Origin of the sequence: Bacillus sonorensis NBRC 101234 = KCTC 13918 (genome assembly GCF_001592005.1) — a bacterium.
Lineage (GTDB): Bacteria > Bacillota > Bacilli > Bacillales > Bacillaceae > Bacillus > Bacillus sonorensis.
In genome coordinates this window covers 76,085-93,468 of record NZ_BCVZ01000018.1, presented here as the reverse complement: position 1 = coordinate 93,468, position 17,384 = coordinate 76,085, and the positions used below count along the sequence as shown (strand labels likewise).

At 46.1% G+C, this 17,384-nt stretch carries 22 protein-coding genes; 6 read left to right on the top strand and 16 right to left on the bottom strand.

The window, feature by feature from the left end:
- A partial coding sequence (locus BTR1S_RS17255; RefSeq protein WP_255265725.1) for a cache domain-containing protein occupies positions 1–767 on the bottom strand: 767 nt, incomplete at its 3' end.
- Positions 768–940: 173 nt separating this feature from the next.
- On the opposite strand from BTR1S_RS17255, the gene BTR1S_RS17250 reads away from it, so the two are divergent.
- A complete protein-coding gene (locus BTR1S_RS17250) occupies positions 941–1,678 on the top strand; it encodes a protein-glutamine gamma-glutamyltransferase (protein ID WP_006638847.1) in 738 nt (245 codons plus the stop codon).
- Positions 1,679–1,933: 255 nt separating this feature from the next.
- Here BTR1S_RS17250 and BTR1S_RS23395 read toward each other — a convergent pair whose 3' ends face one another.
- From BTR1S_RS23395 to BTR1S_RS17225, 6 genes are all read right to left on the bottom strand, one after another.
- The gene (locus tag BTR1S_RS23395; protein WP_029418716.1) at positions 1,934–2,194 is read right to left on the bottom strand and encodes a nitronate monooxygenase; all 261 of its coding nucleotides are present in this window, start codon (positions 2,192–2,194) and stop codon (positions 1,934–1,936) included.
- Positions 2,167–2,568, bottom strand: coding sequence for a secondary thiamine-phosphate synthase enzyme YjbQ (locus tag BTR1S_RS17245; protein WP_006638849.1), 402 nt, complete (start codon positions 2,566–2,568; stop codon positions 2,167–2,169). Before BTR1S_RS17245 ends, BTR1S_RS23395 begins: the two co-directional genes overlap by 28 nt.
- 321 nt (positions 2,569–2,889) lie before the next feature.
- Entirely contained in the window at positions 2,890–3,675 is a 786-nt protein-coding gene (locus BTR1S_RS17240) for a GH12 family glycosyl hydrolase domain-containing protein (protein WP_006638850.1), read from the bottom strand.
- A 188-nt stretch (positions 3,676–3,863) separates the two neighbouring features.
- Positions 3,864–5,126, bottom strand: a complete 1,263-nt coding sequence (locus tag BTR1S_RS17235) for a hemolysin family protein (RefSeq protein WP_373870141.1) — start codon at positions 5,124–5,126, stop codon at positions 3,864–3,866.
- A 76-nt stretch (positions 5,127–5,202) separates the two neighbouring features.
- The gene (locus tag BTR1S_RS17230; protein ID WP_029418717.1) at positions 5,203–5,880 is read right to left on the bottom strand and encodes a zinc metallopeptidase; all 678 of its coding nucleotides are present in this window, start codon (positions 5,878–5,880) and stop codon (positions 5,203–5,205) included.
- Positions 5,881–5,976: 96 nt separating this feature from the next.
- Complete coding sequence (locus BTR1S_RS17225) at positions 5,977–6,201, bottom strand: YuzI family membrane protein (protein WP_006638853.1); 225 nt, start codon at positions 6,199–6,201, stop codon at positions 5,977–5,979.
- A gap of 196 nt (positions 6,202–6,397) precedes the next feature.
- Between BTR1S_RS17225 and BTR1S_RS17220 the strand changes: the two genes are divergently transcribed.
- On the top strand, positions 6,398–6,652 hold the full coding sequence (locus BTR1S_RS17220; RefSeq protein WP_006638854.1) for a hypothetical protein: 255 nt from the start codon (positions 6,398–6,400) through the stop codon (positions 6,650–6,652).
- Positions 6,649–7,632 (top strand): potassium channel family protein, encoded by a 984-nt coding sequence (locus BTR1S_RS17215; RefSeq protein ID WP_006638855.1) that lies wholly within the window; start codon positions 6,649–6,651, stop codon positions 7,630–7,632. The genes BTR1S_RS17220 and BTR1S_RS17215 overlap by 4 nt, the downstream gene beginning before the upstream one ends.
- Here the strand turns inward: BTR1S_RS17215 and BTR1S_RS17210 are convergent.
- From BTR1S_RS17210 to BTR1S_RS17195, 4 genes are all read right to left on the bottom strand, one after another.
- Complete coding sequence (locus tag BTR1S_RS17210) at positions 7,629–8,033, bottom strand: YugN-like family protein (RefSeq protein WP_006638856.1); 405 nt, start codon at positions 8,031–8,033, stop codon at positions 7,629–7,631. The genes BTR1S_RS17215 and BTR1S_RS17210 overlap by 4 nt on opposite strands.
- Before the next feature lie 57 nt (positions 8,034–8,090).
- Positions 8,091–8,483: a DUF421 domain-containing protein gene (locus BTR1S_RS17205; RefSeq protein WP_029418718.1), complete on the bottom strand. Its 393-nt coding sequence runs from the start codon at positions 8,481–8,483 to the stop codon at positions 8,091–8,093.
- Between the two features lie 217 nt (positions 8,484–8,700).
- Entirely contained in the window at positions 8,701–10,053 is a 1,353-nt protein-coding gene (locus tag BTR1S_RS17200; RefSeq protein WP_029418719.1) for a glucose-6-phosphate isomerase, read from the bottom strand.
- A gap of 278 nt (positions 10,054–10,331) precedes the next feature.
- Positions 10,332–11,495: an iron-containing alcohol dehydrogenase gene (locus BTR1S_RS17195; protein WP_006638859.1), complete on the bottom strand. Its 1,164-nt coding sequence runs from the start codon at positions 11,493–11,495 to the stop codon at positions 10,332–10,334.
- A gap of 136 nt (positions 11,496–11,631) precedes the next feature.
- On the opposite strand from BTR1S_RS17195, the gene BTR1S_RS17190 reads away from it, so the two are divergent.
- Positions 11,632–11,868: a DUF378 domain-containing protein gene (locus tag BTR1S_RS17190; protein ID WP_006638860.1), complete on the top strand. Its 237-nt coding sequence runs from the start codon at positions 11,632–11,634 to the stop codon at positions 11,866–11,868.
- Positions 11,869–11,931: 63 nt separating this feature from the next.
- On the opposite strand, the gene yugI is transcribed toward BTR1S_RS17190, so the two are convergent.
- The 3 genes from yugI to BTR1S_RS17175 all read right to left on the bottom strand — a co-directional run bounded on the left by yugI (position 11,932) and on the right by BTR1S_RS17175 (position 14,191).
- Positions 11,932–12,321, bottom strand: a complete 390-nt coding sequence (gene yugI / locus BTR1S_RS17185) for a S1 domain-containing post-transcriptional regulator GSP13 (RefSeq protein ID WP_006638861.1) — start codon at positions 12,319–12,321, stop codon at positions 11,932–11,934.
- 207 nt (positions 12,322–12,528) lie between these two features.
- Positions 12,529–13,689 (bottom strand): aminotransferase, encoded by a 1,161-nt coding sequence (locus tag BTR1S_RS17180; RefSeq protein WP_029418720.1) that lies wholly within the window; start codon positions 13,687–13,689, stop codon positions 12,529–12,531.
- A 1-nt stretch (position 13,690) separates the two neighbouring features.
- A complete protein-coding gene (locus BTR1S_RS17175) occupies positions 13,691–14,191 on the bottom strand; it encodes an Lrp/AsnC family transcriptional regulator (RefSeq protein WP_003184796.1) in 501 nt (166 codons plus the stop codon).
- Between the two features lie 201 nt (positions 14,192–14,392).
- On the opposite strand from BTR1S_RS17175, the gene BTR1S_RS17170 reads away from it, so the two are divergent.
- On the top strand, positions 14,393–15,214 hold the full coding sequence (locus tag BTR1S_RS17170; protein ID WP_029418721.1) for an alpha/beta fold hydrolase: 822 nt from the start codon (positions 14,393–14,395) through the stop codon (positions 15,212–15,214).
- Between the two features lie 69 nt (positions 15,215–15,283).
- Here the strand turns inward: BTR1S_RS17170 and BTR1S_RS17165 are convergent, their stop codons facing one another.
- The gene (locus BTR1S_RS17165) at positions 15,284–15,538 is read right to left on the bottom strand and encodes a DUF1871 family protein (protein ID WP_006638864.1); all 255 of its coding nucleotides are present in this window, start codon (positions 15,536–15,538) and stop codon (positions 15,284–15,286) included.
- 78 nt (positions 15,539–15,616) lie between these two features.
- The gene (locus tag BTR1S_RS17160; protein ID WP_006638865.1) at positions 15,617–16,111 is read right to left on the bottom strand and encodes a hypothetical protein; all 495 of its coding nucleotides are present in this window, start codon (positions 16,109–16,111) and stop codon (positions 15,617–15,619) included.
- 96 nt (positions 16,112–16,207) lie between these two features.
- Here BTR1S_RS17160 and BTR1S_RS17155 point away from each other — a divergent pair, with 96 nt between their 5' ends.
- Complete coding sequence (locus BTR1S_RS17155; RefSeq protein ID WP_029418722.1) at positions 16,208–17,371, top strand: MalY/PatB family protein; 1,164 nt, start codon at positions 16,208–16,210, stop codon at positions 17,369–17,371.
- Positions 17,372–17,384 lie beyond the last annotated feature (13 nt).

Genomic DNA, 17,384 nt, shown 5'->3' with positions numbered 1-17,384 from the left:
TTTGTCGTAAAAGCTGTTTCTCTTTCCTTGTCCTGATCCGTATATTTGAACATTCCTTTGTCTTTGCTGTACATTTCCGCAGATAAATCACTTTCAAGGTCAGTACCTGCCTTGATTTTCGGGTGGGCAACGTATTTTTGGTCAGCGCTTGAGATAAATGCAAATCCCTGCTTCCCGATGCTGACGCCGTTTGCGGATTCAATCAGCTGATCGATGTTCATGTCAAGCGCTACAACACCCGCGCCGTCATCGGTTTGTTTAGCGATGGTGATGACCATATGTCCTGTTGATGCAGATTGATAAGGTTCTGTGATGACCGTTTGGCCTTTTTTCTCAACCGCCTGCTTATACCAATCCCTCTTCACAGGGTCATATCCGCTCGGCAGCTTGACATTCGGATATTGGGCATATTCGCTTTTTTCAGATCCTGTGTATACAAGCTCAACATCCTTGTTTTGCTTGGCATACTGTTCAAACTTTTCTTTTAAAGCGGTCAGGCCTTTTCCTTTGTAAGCGTTCTGATTGATCCATTCACTAAAATAGGCAACATCGGTTTCTTTGCTGCCGACATTTTGATTGATGATGTCATTTAATTCATCCACATTGTCCTTGGCGCTTCTCATGATTTCATCATGCAGCGTGCTGCTGGCCGTATAATACGAGCTTGCCGCAAGAACGAGAATCGGAACTGTCAAAACCAATATAAATGAAAATATTAATCTTTTTGAAATAGACGGACGCTTGATCCAATCCAATAATTTTTTCATATTTTCCATTGCCCCTTTTTCTTTTTTACTCATTTAATATCGGAGGGCAGCCTTGTTTTTACATCAAAAAAAGAAAAAAAGTAATTTTCAAAAAACGCCTTATCAAGAAAGCCGTTTCCCCTGCCCAAGCTGTAGGCATACGATAATAAAAAAAGAAAAAAGGGTGCTTTTTCATGATCAATATTTCAGGATATTGGCTTCGCCCCGAGGATGCTGAGAAATTCAACATCAGCCGGACTCAAAAGGACATTGTCAATCAGATGCTTTCAATGCCTTCCCAATATAGATACCGCACATCCGGCGAGCTTCTATTTGAACTAACCTTCAGAGAGAATACGGTCGAATCGGCAAAAGCGCTGATCAACAGCGGAGCAAAGTTTGCCACCTTTTCAAAAACATATGGCAATGAGGAGTTCTGGAGGGTGTCGCCTGAAGGAGCTTTGGAACTGAAGTACAGAGCGTCCGCTTCCCATGCGATTAAAAACATTTTTGGAAGCGGCTCTCTTTACGCGTTTGAATGCGCGACTGCAATCGTCATCATCTTTTATATGGCGCTGCTCAAAACAATCGGCGATCAAGCATTTGACCGGAATTATCAAAGAATCATTCTGTATGACTGGCATTATGAGAAACTCCCGATCTACACCGAAAAAGGAAACGATTTTCTGCCTGGAGACTGCCTGTATTTCAAAAATCCCGAATTCGATCCGGAAAGACCCCAATGGCGCGGGGAAAACGCCATTTATTTGGGAAATAATCAATATGCGGCACACGGCTTGGGCATTCTGAGTGCGGAAAGCATCATTGAAAAGCTGAACCGGCTCAGAAAGCCGGGTGCGCAGACGTCCGCTCATCTCCTTACCCAAGTCACACGGGTCGATATTCCGGCGTTATCCCAGATGATTCGATAATGCGTGCGGGCACAAGTGATCCATCAGCTTTTTTACCGTTGTTTCCCTGACGGCGGATCGCCCCACTGGCCGCACCATAATGACCGCGGTGCCGATTAAACAGCAGTTCAGTTTTTTCAGTTCGGCAACGGCATCCGCGGGAGGCAGCCCAAAAGTGAATAAGCTCTATTTTATCGTAAAAATCGTTCCAGTCTTGTCCCTCTCCGGTCACAGGCTCTGCAGACTGTGATAAAGGAATTGTTCCCATCCAGTCATTCAGCCGTTTCTGACTGACGTTTTCCCTTTTTTCGGGATGAAAAGGTTGACTTGAAATATAGCTGATGTCAGCACTTTTGTTGCTTCGATCTGCCTTTTCAGCGCTTCCGGAGTGAGATATCCCGCGGCAAGGCTTCCTAAACCACCGTTATTGGAAACGGCTGCGGCGAGCCGGAGCGTCGCCGGTCCCGCCAGCCATCGGCGCCTGAATGATCGGCTTCTTAAGAGCCTTTTTAGCCGGCTATGATTTTGAAATAACAAGTCCGCAATCTGGGACCGTCAAATTCGCAAAAGTAAATTCCCTGCCATGTTCCGAGTACAAGCCTTCCGTCTTCAATGATGATGTGCTGGGACGCGCCGACCGTGCTCGCTTTCAGATGGGCCGCCGTATTTCCTTCCATATGGCGGTCAAGCCGGTGTTCCCACGGATACACTTCATCAAACCGTCTCAGCATATCCCGTTTTACATCGGGATCGGCATTTTCATTGATCGTAATGCCCGCCGTCGTATGGGGACAATAGACGACAATAGCACCGCTTGACACTTCCTCTCCACTGATAAACCGCTGTACTTCCTCCGTGATATCGATCATTTCATCCCGCCGGTTCGTCTGAATGGTGATTTTCTTCAGCATCTGAATCTGCTCCTTTCTTTAGCTGCCATTTCTTCAATTCGCTATAAGTTGTTGATCTCCTGTTTGGAAAATAGGTAAACGGGTGCTTCATAAGGCTGCATCATCAAGGAAGTCAGCTGTTGCTGGGGTTAGCAGCCCGGCACTTGATAAGGGATAAGCGGGATGCCGGTAGAATGCCGAATGCGGACTGAGATTCACCATGACGACCGCGGTCTCGGTGCCAAGCTTGCGCAAATAGGCGAAAATTTGCGGATCCTCCGGAAGAATCAGCTCATACGCTCCAGCGATAACCGCCCTTTTGAAAAGTGCGGTGATTGAAAATCAACGGACATTCACATCCCAATTGGAAATATTGATTTGCCCCGTGCCTCCGAACACCTCTGTGCCGAATTCCACGCTGCTTACATACTTGGATTTATCAAGCCATTTCTTTTGATTTGACAGATAGTTTGTGAAATGGCGGATGTTTAAGCTTGCACTTTGAGTATTTGACGTTCTGACAAAAGAATAAACATTCCAGCCTTTTCCGTTTCCTGCATCAACATAGCCTTTGTGCACCTTCCATTTATGGCCGCCGATCGAGACGGTTTGCACATATGAACCAAGCGGGCCGGCATTGGTATTGTTAAGCCAAATCATGATTTCATCTGTCGGAGCCGAGTCCCAGCTTGCTTTATTTGTTTTGTGCAGCCAAATGTCATATGCGGCATTATACGTTCCGCTCGCGCTGATTGAATAGCTGACGTTTGCCATAATATTCTTTTGCTCTGACAAACGGGTCGGAAAGCCGCTTCCCGGCGTATAGCCTTCAGTCCAGTGCCAGCCGCTCACGATTGACGGATAAGCCTTGACCGAGCTGGTGCTGCTTGGCCAATTCCATACCCAGCCTAAATCAGAATCGCTGTTGTGATAGATGGACTGCCACCAGCCGCTGACTTGATCAGCTCCCCATACATTGTTGAATATGTAATATTTATTGTTTTTAATATACATTTTATCGGACGGGGTTGATGAAGAAGCGCCAAGAGCCGTCAGCGGAAGCGCAAAAAGCATGACGCATGTGAAGCCGGCCAGCAGGAAAGATCTGATCGAATGATGTCTGTTCACGTGTGTTAACCTCCTCTTATGTACACATGCTATTATAAAAAAGAATGGACAAGGGCACATTCGTAAAAAGTCATGAAATCTCATGGATACATATTCTTATCTTTCAGACATTCCCCATCATTTAGAAATAACCAATGGCTATAGAACTAAAAAAAACAGCCGCGGCATCCCGGCAGCTGTCATCCCATTTAAAAATCTGTTTTTTTGATTTCAACAAAGCGAATATGATGGTCTTCCGCATCAAGAATTTTAAATTCGCACCCTTCAGTCTTAAAAACATCGCCGTTTTTCAGCTCCATTTTTTGTGTGAGGAGCCAGCCGGCGATCGTATCCACTTCTTCATTGTCGATCGCAATGTGAAGCAGGTCATTCACCTCGTCAATGAGCGCTTTGCCGTCCATAATGTAATGATTCTCGCCTTTTTTAATGATGTGCGGCATTTCATCCTGATCAAATTCATCTCTGATTTCCCCGACGATTTCTTCCAAAATGTCTTCAACGGTTACAAGGCCCGCAGTCCCCCCATATTCATCCACAAGGATCGCCATATGGATGCGTTCTTTTTGCATCCGGATCAAAAGCTCCTGGATGGGGATGTTTTCAATCACCCTGATGACGGGCCTCATGAGCTCGGACATTTCAATTGACTGATCAAGAAAGTACGCTTTAAATAAATCCTTGCTATTAATGATGCCGATAATATGGTCTTTATCATCCTTAATTACCGGATATCTCGTATAGCGTTCATTAATCACGGTTTCAATCGCATCTTTGATGGGCTCATCTGAAGAAATCACCGCGATCTCCGTCCTTGGCACCATGATTTCTCTCGCCAGCCGGTTGTCAAATTCGAAGATCTTGTTGACGTACTTGTATTCAGACTGGTTGATTTCTCCCTTTTTAAAGCTCTCAGAAAGCATGAGCCTCAGCTCTTCCTCACTGATCACCACTTCATGCTCCCGCACCGAATGAAAACCGAACAGCTTGGCCAGGGCCCGGGCTGAGCCGTTTAATAACTTAATGAAGGGAAACATGATTTTATAAAACACAATCAATGGCTTTGCCGTCCATAAACTGACGGCTTCCGCTTTTTGAATCGCAATCGTTTTGGGCGCAAGTTCTCCCATCACGACATGCAAAAACGTAATCACGACAAAAGCCGTCCCAACCGATGCGATTCCTAAAACGGTTTCAGGAACGCCGATGTATGCAAATAGCGGGTGAATGATTCTCTCAAACGTCGATTCCCCGAGCCAGCCGAGCCCCAGAGCGGTGATGGTAATGCCAAGCTGGCAGGCTGACAAATATTCATCAAGATTTGAAATCACCTTTTTGGCTGCAATCGCCCGCGTATCCCCGGTCTCCACCAATTGATCGATTTTTGTGCCGCGGATTTTAACAATTGCAAACTCGGCGACGACGAAAAAGGCTGTGGCCGCAATTAAAAGCATGACGAGTATGATATTCAAGATATTCAAAAAAAACCCTTACCAAACATGGTAAGGGGTCACCTCCTCTGACTAAAGGTTAATCATTATTACGACCGGACAGGAAAATCGCCACAAAGCGCAGCAATTCAAACAATGAAACAAGCGCTGCGGCGACATACGTCAAGGCCGCGGCATCAAGCACCTTGCTTACGCCTCGCTCTTCCGTGTTGCGGATCATCCCTTCTGAAACGATGATCCTCTTTGCCCTTGAACTTGCGTTGAATTCAACCGGCAATGTCACGAGCTGAAAGAATACGGCCGCTGAAAACAAAATGATGCCGAGGCCGATCAGATTAAAGCTTCCGAGCAGCATGCCGCCAAGGAACAAGAAGGGCGCCACACCTGAAGAAAAATTCGCGATCGGAAAGATTTTATGTCTTAAAACAAGTGCGCCGTATGATTCCTGATGCTGCAGGGCATGTCCGACCTCATGGGACGCAACGGATACCGATGCGATCGAACGGCCATAGTATACAGGTTCAGATAAGCGCACGACGCGTGTTGTCGGGTCGTAATGGTCTGTCAAGGTTCCTCTTACCGGCTCAACCGGTACATCGTAAAGGCCGTTTCGATCGAGAATCTGTCTGGCCACTTCCGCTCCAGTTTTCCCGCTTGAAGCCTCTACTTTCGAATATTTTTCAAAGTTGCCCTTTACTTTAAATTGTGCCCAAATCGACAAACCTAATGCAGCAAATGTCAACAAGTAAAAAATCATGCTCATGCAATCATCTTCCCTCTTATGTTAAATGGTTTGATCATATTATTATTATATATTTTATGTGAGGGATTCCCTTTTGTACAGAAAAGTGCATCACCTGCTTTTTCGCGGGAAACAGACCCCGACAAACAAAAACACCATCCCTGATATCATCACATATAAAGGCGGCCTCATGATCAGCTCCTTGAAAAATTCCCTCCAAAAAACCCCGTCAGAAGAATGATGAACGGCATTTAAATCAAAAATAAATTGAACGGACGCCCCGGCCATAAGCTGGCCGCCAATGAAAATCATGATGAGTCTCGTCAAACAGGACATGCGTCTCTCATCCTTCACCCGTTTTGTAAAAGTGTATGGAAAGACAAGATTCAATATGCCCGGACGTCTAAAAAATCAGACGGACTCGGAGAGTGAACTCCTATTTATTGTCCGTTACGCGCGGATCGTTATTCACTGAAAATTTTTTGCAAAAGAGGGACATACTGTTTAAAAAGTTCATTCAGGTGGTGGCACGGTGAAAGTAACAGATCAAGAAAAAGAACAATTAAGCACGGCAATAGACAAAATGAATGAAGGACTCGATGCATTCATTCTGCTTTACAACGAATCGGAAAAAGACGAGCCGCTGATTGACTATGAAGATGAAACGGCTGACATCATCAGGCATGCGATCGAGCAGTACGGGAAAGAAAGCATCAATCAAAAATTAAATGCGATCATAAAAGAAATATTGTCGTTTTCTCTTTTGAAAGATGGTGAAAAAGCATGAAATCAAACCGCGTGTTTATCGCATGGCTCAGGTGGCCGTTATATCTTCGCGTTGCAATCATCATTCTTTTATTGATCGTGTTGTTCGGTCAGCTGATTTCATTGGTGGAGCCTGATCAATTTCCAAATGTCTTTGAAGGAATCTGGTGGGCGCTCATCACGGTTTCTACGGTCGGATACGGCGATTTTGTACCGAAAACTCCCTTGGGGAAAACCGTCGGCATGCTGCTTATTTTATTAGGAGCGGCATTTGTCACGGCGTATTTCGCGACGATGGCAACAGCCGCGTTCAGCAAACAGCAGAGCTATACGGAAGGCAAGGTGCATTATAGGGGCAGCGGCCATATGATTTTGATCGGCTGGAATGAAAAAGCCAATAAATTGATGCGGACATTGCAATCCGCCGATGCTAGCAAAACGATCGTGCTGATCGACGAAACATTAAGGGAGGGCCCCCTCATGGAAAACATCCATTTCATCCGCGGACATGCAGCAGATGATGCTGTTTTAAAAAAAGCCAACATTGAAGAGGCCGAGATCGTGTTTATCACCGCCGACCAGCACAAAAACGAAGCGGACGCGGATATGCAGTCGATCTTGACACTGCTTGCTGTAAAAGGGCTCAATCCTTCCGTTTATTGCGTGGTCGAAATCGTAACGGAAAAACAAAGAAAAAATGCCGAGCGGGCAGGAGCCAATCAAATCATCAGTACGGCGGAGCTTTTGAAAACGGCAATGCTCCAGCATTTTCTCATAAAAAGTCAGCTTCCTGAGCCGATTTTTCAGGAAGCCGACATTCACTTGAAAATCCACGCCATTCCCGTTCCCGAACGGATGGCGGGCAATACTTTTAAAGAGGTTGTCCATCATTTTATGAAGGACGATATTTTCATTGTCGGTGTTCAGCAAAAAGACGGCCCTATTCTGCCGCCTTCTTTTTCTTATACGGTCAAGAAATCGGATAAGCTGCTGTCGTTTTAGAATAAGAGTGCTTTTTCCAGCTCTTTTACGGTAGAACGCCCCAGGTCCTGATACACATCAGGAATATCGGCGTCTTTTTCCTTCGGCTCTGCAAATTGGTCAAAAGATGCCCGGAAGTTTCCCTGTATCACATGATCGTCGAGCGCTTCCTGGTAGACATGGCGGAGCAGAAACGGCCGGCCCAATTTGACCGTTGCATTCTGTGAATCAAGCTGCCCGTCTTCAGCCTCAAATGGAAGACGCAAGAAAAGATATCCGTCAGAATCATCGAGCTTATAATCAAAAAAGCCGCGGTCATACTCCCAGCCTCCGCTGATGACGTAACCGAGCGGCTTCAGCGTTTGTTCCAAATGATAAAGTGAAAAAGAACGGTTTTCTATGTCGGAAGGGATGCTGATCATGTAAAAACTCCTTTTTGCTTTTTAGACTGTCCTGTATGAAAAAATTCATGCGGATCTTCATTGCAATTGCTTGTCATGGCTTTCCGGGTGGCCTTCGGAAATTTCTTTGAACAGGTTGTCGTCTGCGGATGCGCTTTTGGCTGAGGTATGGAGCTTCAGCAAATTTTTGAACTCACCCACGGTTAGCGGTTTTGCCTCATCTGTTAATTCATAGCCGATTTGACCGTTTGATTCCAGCGTTACGTTTTTCACATCAAACATTTTGGAGATGCCTTGCGTTCTCAGCCTCATTTCCAGCTGATCAACGGTCATCCTGTGCTTTTTAAGATTTTTCAGATTGAGTGCTCCATTTTCGACCAACACTACAGCCTTTCCAGAAATCACATTTTCCAAAAAATCGAATTTCATTTTCAAGTATTCAATCAACAACAGAACGATGATAAAGATCAAAGCAGCTCCTACCGTTTTCCAGACGCTCTCTTCTATAATCGGCTGAACGATGATAGTACCGATGAATCTGTAGCGGGCGTCCCTGTCTGCGAAAGCGGATCAAAGAGATCAATTTGCAGGGCTCATCCAGTAGGTTCCGCTGTACCTGAACATACCTCCTTCCTAAGAAACATAAAAACAGCCTCCCGCACGATAAGCACAGGAGGCTGTTTTTATGTTACTGATTCAAACGCTTTTCAAGCTCGGCTTTTTTCTCTTCGAAGCCAGGTTTGCCGAGAAGGGCGAACATGTTGACTTTGTATGCTTCTACCCCAGGCTGGTCAAATGGATTGACGCCAAGCAGGTATCCGCTCATCGCGCAGGCTTTTTCAAAGAAATAGACGAGATATCCGAATGTATAAGCGTTCATTTCCGGTACGTTCACAATCAGGTTCGGAACATTTCCGTCCGTATGTGCAAGCATCGTGCCCTGGAACGCTTTTTTATTGACGAAATCGACCGTTTTGCCGGCAAGGTAGTTCAAGCCGTCCAGGTCATTTTCCGCTTCTTCAATCGTCAGCTCATGTCTTGGGTTTTCAACGTTTACAACCGTTTCAAACAAGTCTCTTCTTCCTTCTTGCACATATTGTCCAAGAGAATGAAGGTCGGTGGAGAAGTTGGCGGAAGACGGATAAATTCCTTTTTCGTCTTTTCCTTCGCTTTCGCCAAACAGCTGTTTCCACCATTCAGCGAAGTACTGAAGGCCCGGCTCGTAATTGATCAGCATCTCGATTGTTTTGCCTTTGTTGTAAAGGATGTTTCTGACCGCTGCATATTGGTAAGCCTGATTGTCTTCCAGCTCTGAGGAAGCGAAGTCTTTGCTGGCGTCTGCAGCGCCTTTCATCATTTCATCAATATCGGCTCCGCTTACGGCGATCGGCAGCAAGCCAACTGCTGTCAGAACGGAATAACGCCCGCCGACATCGTCCGGAATGACGAATGATTCATAGCCTTCTTCATTGGCGAGTGTTTTTAATGCGCCGCGGGCCTTATCAGTCGTTGCATAAATACGGCGTTTTGCTTCTTCTTTTCCGTATTTTTCTTCAAGAAGCTTGCGGAAAATCCGGAAAGCAATCGCCGGCTCTGTCGTCGTTCCTGATTTGGAAATGACGTTGATGGAGAAATCGGCGTCTTCGAGAAGATCCATCACGTCTCTCATATAAGAAGAGCTGATATTATTGCCGATGAAGATCACCTGAGGCGTCTTCCGTTTTCCTTTCGGCAATACGTTGTAGAATGAATGGTTCAGCATTTCGATCGCAGCTCTGGCTCCGAGGTATGAACCGCCGATACCAACGACGAGCAGAATGTCGGAATCGTTTTTAATTTTTTCGGCGCATGCTTTGATGCGCGCAAATTCGTCCTTGTCGTAATCTGTCGGAAGGTTGACCCAGCCTAAATAATCGCTTCCAGCACCTGTTTTTTCATGAATGCTGTGGTGGGCTACTTTTACGAAATCACGCAAATATGTAAGTTCTTTTTCTTTAAAGAAAGGCAATGCTCTTGAGTAATCAAAACGGACATGCGTCATCTAATAAACCTCCAGTACTCACTGTTTTCTTCAAATTCCGCCAGCGCTTTCATTTATATGCAGCCGGGGCTTTTGACATGTCGATTTTCGGCGACAGCCTCTTCCCTTTTCACTTTATATGAACTCCACTGTGAAATCAAGTGATGAAAAAGGTACAGATCAGGCGACACACGCGGAAAAATCGGATTTTCTCAGCGAACATTAGATTTTTGTCAAATTGACAACATATAAAAAAAAGGCCGGGAAGGACCGTCCTTCCCGAGCCGTTTGCCGGCATTTTACAAAGAAGCCTTCAAAATAGACACAACATCTTCTTTATTCAATGTTTTAAAACGGCCAAACTCGCCATTTGCCATCGCTTTATCGGCAATCACATCAAGCTTTTCATCCGTGATGTCGTAATCTGCGAGGCGATTCGGCGCCCCCAGGCTGGTCCAGAATTCAGACAGTTTTTCAATTCCCGCCAAAGCGACTTCACGATCTGTTTTGCCCGTAACATCAATATCGAAGACGCGCACGGCGAGCTGTTTAAAGCGGCCGACATTTTCAGACAGCGTATGTTTCATCCAGTTCGGGAAGAGAATTGCGAGCCCTCCGGCATGCGGAATATCGTACACCGCTGAAACGGCGTGTTCGATGTTATGTGTCGCCCAGTCTCCCCGGGCGCCCATTGACAGCATCCCGTTAAGCGCAATTGTACCCGTATAGAGGATCGTTTCCCGCAGTTCGTAGTTTTCCAGATCTTCTATCAGTTTCGGAGCCGTTTCAATGACCGTTTTTAACAGGGATTCGCACATCCGGTCCTGATACGGCGTATTTTTCGTATGGTGAAAATATTGCTCAAACACGTGTGACATCATGTCAACGATCCCGTAGATCGTATGGTCTTTAGGAACCGAGAAGGTGTTGACCGGATCAAGGATCGAAAATTTAGGGAATACCAGCGGGCTTCCCCATCCGTATTTTTCATTGGTTTCCCAATTTGTAATAACGGACCCGGAATTCATTTCTGATCCTGTCGCCGCCAATGTCAATACCGTCCCAAACGGCAGCGCCTCAGTCGGGATATGTTTTTTCGTGACGATATCCCAGGCGTCTCCGTCATACTTTGCACCTGCGGCGATCGCTTTTGTACAGTCGATGACGCTTCCGCCTCCGACTGCCAAAAGGAAGTCAATACCCTTCTCTTTGCAAATGGCAGCACCTTTATTCACGGTTGCAACCCGGGGATTCGGCTCAACGCCCGCCAGCTCATGAACATTCACCCCGGCTTTTTCGAGGATGGAGACGACTTGATCGTATAAACCGTTTCGTTTAATGCTGCCTCCTCCGTATACGAGCAGCACATTCCGGCCGTAGTTTTTCACTTCGTCTGCAAGCTTTTCGACTTCGCCCCGGCCGAATATGAGTTTTGTGGGATTCCAATATGTAAAGTTATCCATGCAATCTCCTCCTTTAACCACTATTATGTTGAAAGACCTTCCGCCATGTAAAGCGATCTGCTCTTTCACGTATAAACTTTCCAAAACCGTCACAATCTATAAATGTTTTATGATATAAAAAAGGAGGAACAAGTATATGAGCACCATTCAACGAATTGCATTAGTACTGACGATTATTGGGGCTATTAACTGGGGACTGATTGGTTTTTTTCAATTTGATTTGGTCGCAGCTATTTTTGGAGGTCCAGGATCCGCCTTCTCCCGGACGATTTACGCGCTTGTGGGTATTGCCGGTTTAATCAACCTCGGGCTTCTCTTTAAGCCTAACGAGGAAACCGTCCGTGATGAAGCGAAACAGCCGGAAATGCGGTAAACCTAAATCAGCGGATACATGAAAAAAACTCCGGTCTGAAACCGGAGTTTTTTGTGTTAAACCTTACTTTTTAATTAAGTCTTTTCTGTTTGACTGCTCAATCCACTCTTCAAGCTTATCTTTTAACGTGTTGAAGCCTTGAGGAGTTGAAGCTTCTTCAGCTTGAACCGCCTTCTGTTTTCTAGGCTTGCTTTCTTTACGTTCAGGAGCTGCCTGTGTAGCGCGGATAGAAAGGCTGATCTTCCCTTTTTCCTCGTCTACAGAAAGTACTTTCACCTGCACTTCGTCGCCGATCGCCAAGTGTTCATTGATATCTTTAACGAAACCATGCGTTACTTCAGAAATATGCACGAGTCCCTGAGTTTCTTCATCTAAGGCAACAAACGCTCCATACGCCTGTAATCCGGTCACTTTTCCAGTGTAAACACTGCCCACTTCAAATTTTGCCGTCATAACTAACAACTCCTAAATCTTATGAATTTACTCTTTTTATACGCAATAAAAAATTATATCATACAAGTCGGTTTTAAGCAAAAAACTTTTTTCAAAAATAGAAGTTTAAAATCAAGCAAAAAGGGAATACTGAGAATAAATTAGGCTTTCTAGTATTCCCCCCTTATTTTGGATGCGGACCTTTATAAAAGGTGCCGCTTTTTTTAGTTATATGCTTTGAACAAATCGTTTCATTCTGACCAGCGCTTCCTGAAGCTGTTCAAGAGATGACGCATAGGAGCACCTGATATAGCCTTCGCCGCTCGGCCCGAAGACACTGCCGGGTACGACGGCCACCTTTTCTTTTAAGAGAAGCTCTTCGGCAAACGTTTCTGAGCTCAAGCCGGTTTTTTTGACGGACGGGAACGCGTAAAATGCGCCTCCCGGATGGTGGCAGTCCAGCCCGATCTCATTCAATGCGTCGACAAAAAGGTTCCGTCTGCGCCGGTAGCTTTTCCTCATCTTTTCGACATCGTCCAAACCGTTTTTCAGAGCCTCCTCAGCCGCAAACTGCGCCATGCTCGGCGCGCACATCATCGAATATTGATGGATTTTCAGCATCGGGTCCCTTAAAAAAGCCGGAGCGGCGACATATCCGAGGCGCCAGCCTGTCATGGCAAAACCTTTTGAAAACCCGGAGATCAAAATCGTCCGCTCTTTCATCCCGCTGATTTCGGCAAAGCTCGTATATGCTTCATCATATGTAAGCTCGGCATAAATTTCATCGGCGATGACGATCAGATCATGCTTTTCCGCAAAAGCCGCAATTGCCTCCAGCTCTGTTTTTGAATAAACAGACCCGGTCGGATTTGATGGCGTGCAAAGAATAATCGCTTTTGTCCGTTCCGTCAGGGCAGCTTCAAAATCTTCAGGACGCGCTTTAAACCCGCGCTCTGCCGTCGTATGGATGTGAACCGGCTTGCCCCCCGCCAGTGAAACAAGCGCCTCATAGGCGACAAAACAAGGCTCCGGAATCATTACTTCCTCACCAGGATCTAAAATCGCCCTTACCGCAATATCAAGCGCCTGGCTTGCCCCCACGGTCACGATCAGCTCATTCTCCGGTGAATAATCAAGATGAAAACGTTTGTGTAAATATCCGCTGATTTCCCTCCTTAACGACAGAAGACCGGCATTGGCTGTATAAGATGTGTAGCCCTGTTCCAGGGAGATAATGCTGGCTTCGCGGACATTCCACGCCGTGACAAAGTCAGGCTCACCTACGCCCAGGGAAATCACGCCCTCCATTGTGGACGCAAGGTCAAAAAATTTGCGGATCCCGGACGGTTTAATTTGCTGTGCTGCTTTGGATACATACGTTGATCTCATTTTAAGGAGACACCACGATTCTTTTGTCATCATCACCGGAGTCAAAAACTTTACCGTCATGCTTGTATTTCTTTAAAATAAAGTGGGTAGTTGTCGATACGACGGATTCCAGCGTCGATAATTTTTCTGATACGAAGTGCGAAATATCCGACATCGTTCTGCCGCGGATGACAACAGATAAATCATAAACGCCTGACATTAAGTAAACGGATTCAACTTCTTGAAACCTGTAGATGCGCTCCGCTACTTCATCAAACCCGACGCCGCGTTTCGGCGTCACTTTGACATCAATCATCGCTGTCACGCCTTCATGGCCGTCTACTTTGCGCCAGTCGATCATCGCCGAATAATCTATGATCACCTTTTCTTTCTCAAGCTTTTCAATAATTGCTTTTGTTTCTTCCTGGGAAATATTCGCCATCTTGGCGATCGTTTCTGGTTCCAGGCGGCTGTTCTCCTCTAAAATTTCTAAAATTTCGGTTTCTTTTTCTGTTAACTTCATCTGCTATCACACCTTTATTTTGTCGAGAAATCTTCTGAATATTATAGCACGATTTTCCGTGAATGTAAGTCCGTAAAAAAACGAAATCAAAGCGTGAAAAAATTTTTTTCGGGTACGATAAGTAACATACAAAAAGGCTGGCCTGACAACGCGAAGCCGGTCACATTACAGGACAGAAAACCATTCGGAGTGAGTTTGATTATGCTGTTAACAAAACCTTCTACACAGAAGATTCAAGGGGTTGATATATATTATGAACATTACGAAAATCCCGGCAAAACAACGCTGATATTACTGCACGGCTTTCTCTCCTCATCGTTTTGCTACAGAAAAATCATTCCGCTTTTGAAGGATGAATTCAACTTAATCGCCATTGACCTCCCTCCGTTCGGCCAATCGGAAAAATCACAGACATTTATTTATTCTTACCAGAATATGGCCAGGGTGGTCATCGAGCTGGTTGAAGGTCTGAACATTAAGGAAGCCGTTCTCGTCGGCCATTCTATGGGCGGTCAAATATCGCTTTATGCAGTCAGAGAGAAGCCTGAATTGTTTCAAAAGATCGTCCTGCTGTGCAGTTCCGGATATTTGAAACGGTCGCCCCGGTCGCTTATTTTCGGAAGCCATATTCCGTATTTTTATTTATACATTAAACGCTGGCTTGCCAAACAGGGCGTACTGAAAAATTTGAAGAACGTCGTATATGACAGCTCTTTGATCGATCAGGAAATGATCGACGGCTATTTGAAGCCGTTTCTCGACGATCAGATTTTCAGGGCCCTCGCCCGGCTGATCCGCCATCGGGAAGGAGATTTAACACCTGACGATCTGAAAAAAATTGAAACGCCCTCTCTTTTAATCTGGGGGGAAGAAGACCGCATCGTTCCTGTGCAGATTGGGAAAAGGCTGCACCAGGACCTGCCTGATTCAAGGTTCTTTTCTTTAAAGGATACCGGGCATCTTGTCCCGGAAGAAAATCCTGATTACGTATCCGACAAAATCGGGGAGTTTATTCTCACGTAAAAAACCGCCTGTTTTGGCGGTTTTTTTAAAGGCCGCCGGAAAACCGGCAGCTCGTCGCGCGCTTTTATGTCAGCAAGTGCTGCTATCTTTAATCACGAGCAGCTTCTCCGCCAGCTTGATGCAGTCCTCCAAGGGCAGCACTTGATCAAAAGATACTTCAAAAACGGCTTGAATCGTCTTCCCAAGCTGTTCAGGATCGTCTTCTGTGTAAACGGCCTGAACGATTTCCGCCGCCTCTGTTTCATAAAAATCCTGTCCTGCCTGAAAAGGGTCCCATTTTTTTACCGTCTGGATGATTTGCATCGCTGCTTGACTTTCTTCCATGTTTATCACCGCTTACCCTGTAATTTTACACAGCTATTGTACCACAGGGCACAGGCTTTCCGGGAAGAAAAGCTTGTTTTAGACATCCGCCTTTCTGTTTTTTCGCCTTGCGATTACATATGCGCCGATGCCGTTTACAAGAATCAGGCCAAATAGAGTGTTTCCCAGGGGCGCCCAGCCGCTTTCCCCGGTGAATAATAATGAGAGCGCAACCTTGCCGATGAGCGTCACATTCACAAGCACCAGCCCCCACTTGATGGACCGCCGCCAAAATGCCGTTCCGATGAGGATGAGAAACATCATCATCAACATAACGGTGAGAATCGCCTTTACAGGATCGGCAAGAAGCATGCGCTCATACTCCAACACAACCTGCATATCCCGGTTGATCGTTTCCGGTTCAGGAAACCAGACCATGCTGCTCATCATCAGCACAAATGTGGCTGCAATGCCCTTCCAGCTTCGTTTATAGCAAAAATAGACAAGCACAATCAAAAAGACTGGCCGAATATACCAGCTCAGCGGATTGAGATGACGCTGGAATGCCCAAGCTAAAATACGGCTCCATTCCATGGCTGCCACTCCCTTTTATTTTTCTTTGATTAAACATTGCAATCTCCTGTCATCCTCGTTAATGTATAACATATGAAAGAGACATGAGGTGAGATCATGGATTTTAATACAGAACATAATAGACGCGGAACGCAATCCGTCAAGTGGGATATGACACAGGAGCTGTTCGGTGTGAAAGATGCGCTGCCGATGTGGGTGGCGGATATGGACTTTCGCGCTCCCCAAGATGTCATCGATGCCCTTCTGCAGCGCGTAGAGCATGGCGTGTTTGGCTATACTTCAGCAAATGAAGCCACAAGAAAAGCTGTTGCCGGATGGCTCGGCACAAGGCACGGCTGGGAGATCGATCCATCATTCATCACGTTCAGCCCCGGCATCGTCACCGCTCTTGGCATCGCTGTTCAAACGTATACAGAGCCGGGAGACGGCGTTATCGTGCAGCCGCCGGTTTACACTCCGTTTTTTGAAATGGTGAAGAAAAACGGGCGCACCCTTTTACATAATCCTTTAATTGAAAAAAACGGGCGCTATGAAATGGATTTTGATGATCTGGCGACAAAGCTGCAGGAACCGAATGTGAAGCTCTTGATTCTTTGTAATCCGCATAATCCTTCAGGCCGTTCCTGGACGAAGGATGAGCTGACAAAACTAGGTGAGCTTTGTCTTGCACATCAGGTAACCGTCATCTCGGACGAAATTCATTCCGACCTGATGCTCCGCGGATTGAAGCATACCCCGTTTGCTTCTATTTCCCGGGAATTAGCCGAGCTTTCCATCACATGCATCGCCCCGAGCAAAACGTTTAATCTGGCGGGTTTGCAGGCATCAGCCGTCATCATACCCGATCTGGCGAAGAGAAACGCATTCATGAAAACGATGCATCGCGTGGGGCTGGGTTCTTTAAACACTTTTGCCGTTACAGGAATTGAAGCCGCCTACTCAAAAGGGGAACCTTGGCTCGCCAGCTTAATTCCTTATATTGAAAACAATATGGAAGAGGTTCGCAGCTTTTTGGCCCGCGAGCTGCCCGAAGTAAAGATGATGACCCCTGACGCTTCTTATTTGATTTGGCTCGACTGCCGGGGGCTCGGCCTTTCCGATCAGGAGCTGAAGCAAAAGCTGCTTCATAAAGGAAAGCTCATCCTTGAGCCCGGCCCAAAATACGGCCCGGGTGGAGAAGGATTTGTCAGAATGAATGTCGGATGTTCCCTGTCTGTCGTAAAAGAAGGGCTGAACCGGTTAAAAACGGCTTTTTCATAAGAACCCCGGCAGG

Bases quoted from the DNA above. Each gene is read 5' to 3' on its own strand.
- BTR1S_RS17250 (WP_006638847.1), top strand. From the start codon at position 941: ATGATCAATATTTCAGGATATTGGCTTCGCCCCGAGGATGCTGAGAAA.
- BTR1S_RS17245 (WP_006638849.1), bottom strand. From the start codon at position 2,568: ATGCTGAAGAAAATCACCATTCAGACGAACCGGCGGGATGAAATGATC.
- BTR1S_RS17235 (WP_373870141.1), bottom strand. From the start codon at position 5,126: ATGCTTTTAATTGCGGCCACAGCCTTTTTCGTCGTCGCCGAGTTTGCA.
- BTR1S_RS17230 (WP_029418717.1), bottom strand. From the start codon at position 5,880: ATGATTTTTTACTTGTTGACATTTGCTGCATTAGGTTTGTCGATTTGG.
- BTR1S_RS17225 (WP_006638853.1), bottom strand. From the start codon at position 6,201: ATGTCCTGTTTGACGAGACTCATCATGATTTTCATTGGCGGCCAGCTT.
- BTR1S_RS17215 (WP_006638855.1), top strand. From the start codon at position 6,649: ATGAAATCAAACCGCGTGTTTATCGCATGGCTCAGGTGGCCGTTATAT.
- BTR1S_RS17210 (WP_006638856.1), bottom strand. From the start codon at position 8,033: ATGATCAGCATCCCTTCCGACATAGAAAACCGTTCTTTTTCACTTTAT.
- BTR1S_RS17200 (WP_029418719.1), bottom strand. From the start codon at position 10,053: ATGACGCATGTCCGTTTTGATTACTCAAGAGCATTGCCTTTCTTTAAA.
- BTR1S_RS17195 (WP_006638859.1), bottom strand. From the start codon at position 11,495: ATGGATAACTTTACATATTGGAATCCCACAAAACTCATATTCGGCCGG.
- BTR1S_RS17190 (WP_006638860.1), top strand. From the start codon at position 11,632: ATGAGCACCATTCAACGAATTGCATTAGTACTGACGATTATTGGGGCT.
- yugI (WP_006638861.1), bottom strand. From the start codon at position 12,321: ATGACGGCAAAATTTGAAGTGGGCAGTGTTTACACTGGAAAAGTGACC.
- BTR1S_RS17180 (WP_029418720.1), bottom strand. From the start codon at position 13,689: ATGAGATCAACGTATGTATCCAAAGCAGCACAGCAAATTAAACCGTCC.
- BTR1S_RS17175 (WP_003184796.1), bottom strand. From the start codon at position 14,191: ATGAAGTTAACAGAAAAAGAAACCGAAATTTTAGAAATTTTAGAGGAG.
- BTR1S_RS17170 (WP_029418721.1), top strand. From the start codon at position 14,393: ATGCTGTTAACAAAACCTTCTACACAGAAGATTCAAGGGGTTGATATA.
- BTR1S_RS17165 (WP_006638864.1), bottom strand. From the start codon at position 15,538: ATGGAAGAAAGTCAAGCAGCGATGCAAATCATCCAGACGGTAAAAAAA.
- BTR1S_RS17160 (WP_006638865.1), bottom strand. From the start codon at position 16,111: ATGGAATGGAGCCGTATTTTAGCTTGGGCATTCCAGCGTCATCTCAAT.
- BTR1S_RS17155 (WP_029418722.1), top strand. From the start codon at position 16,208: ATGGATTTTAATACAGAACATAATAGACGCGGAACGCAATCCGTCAAG.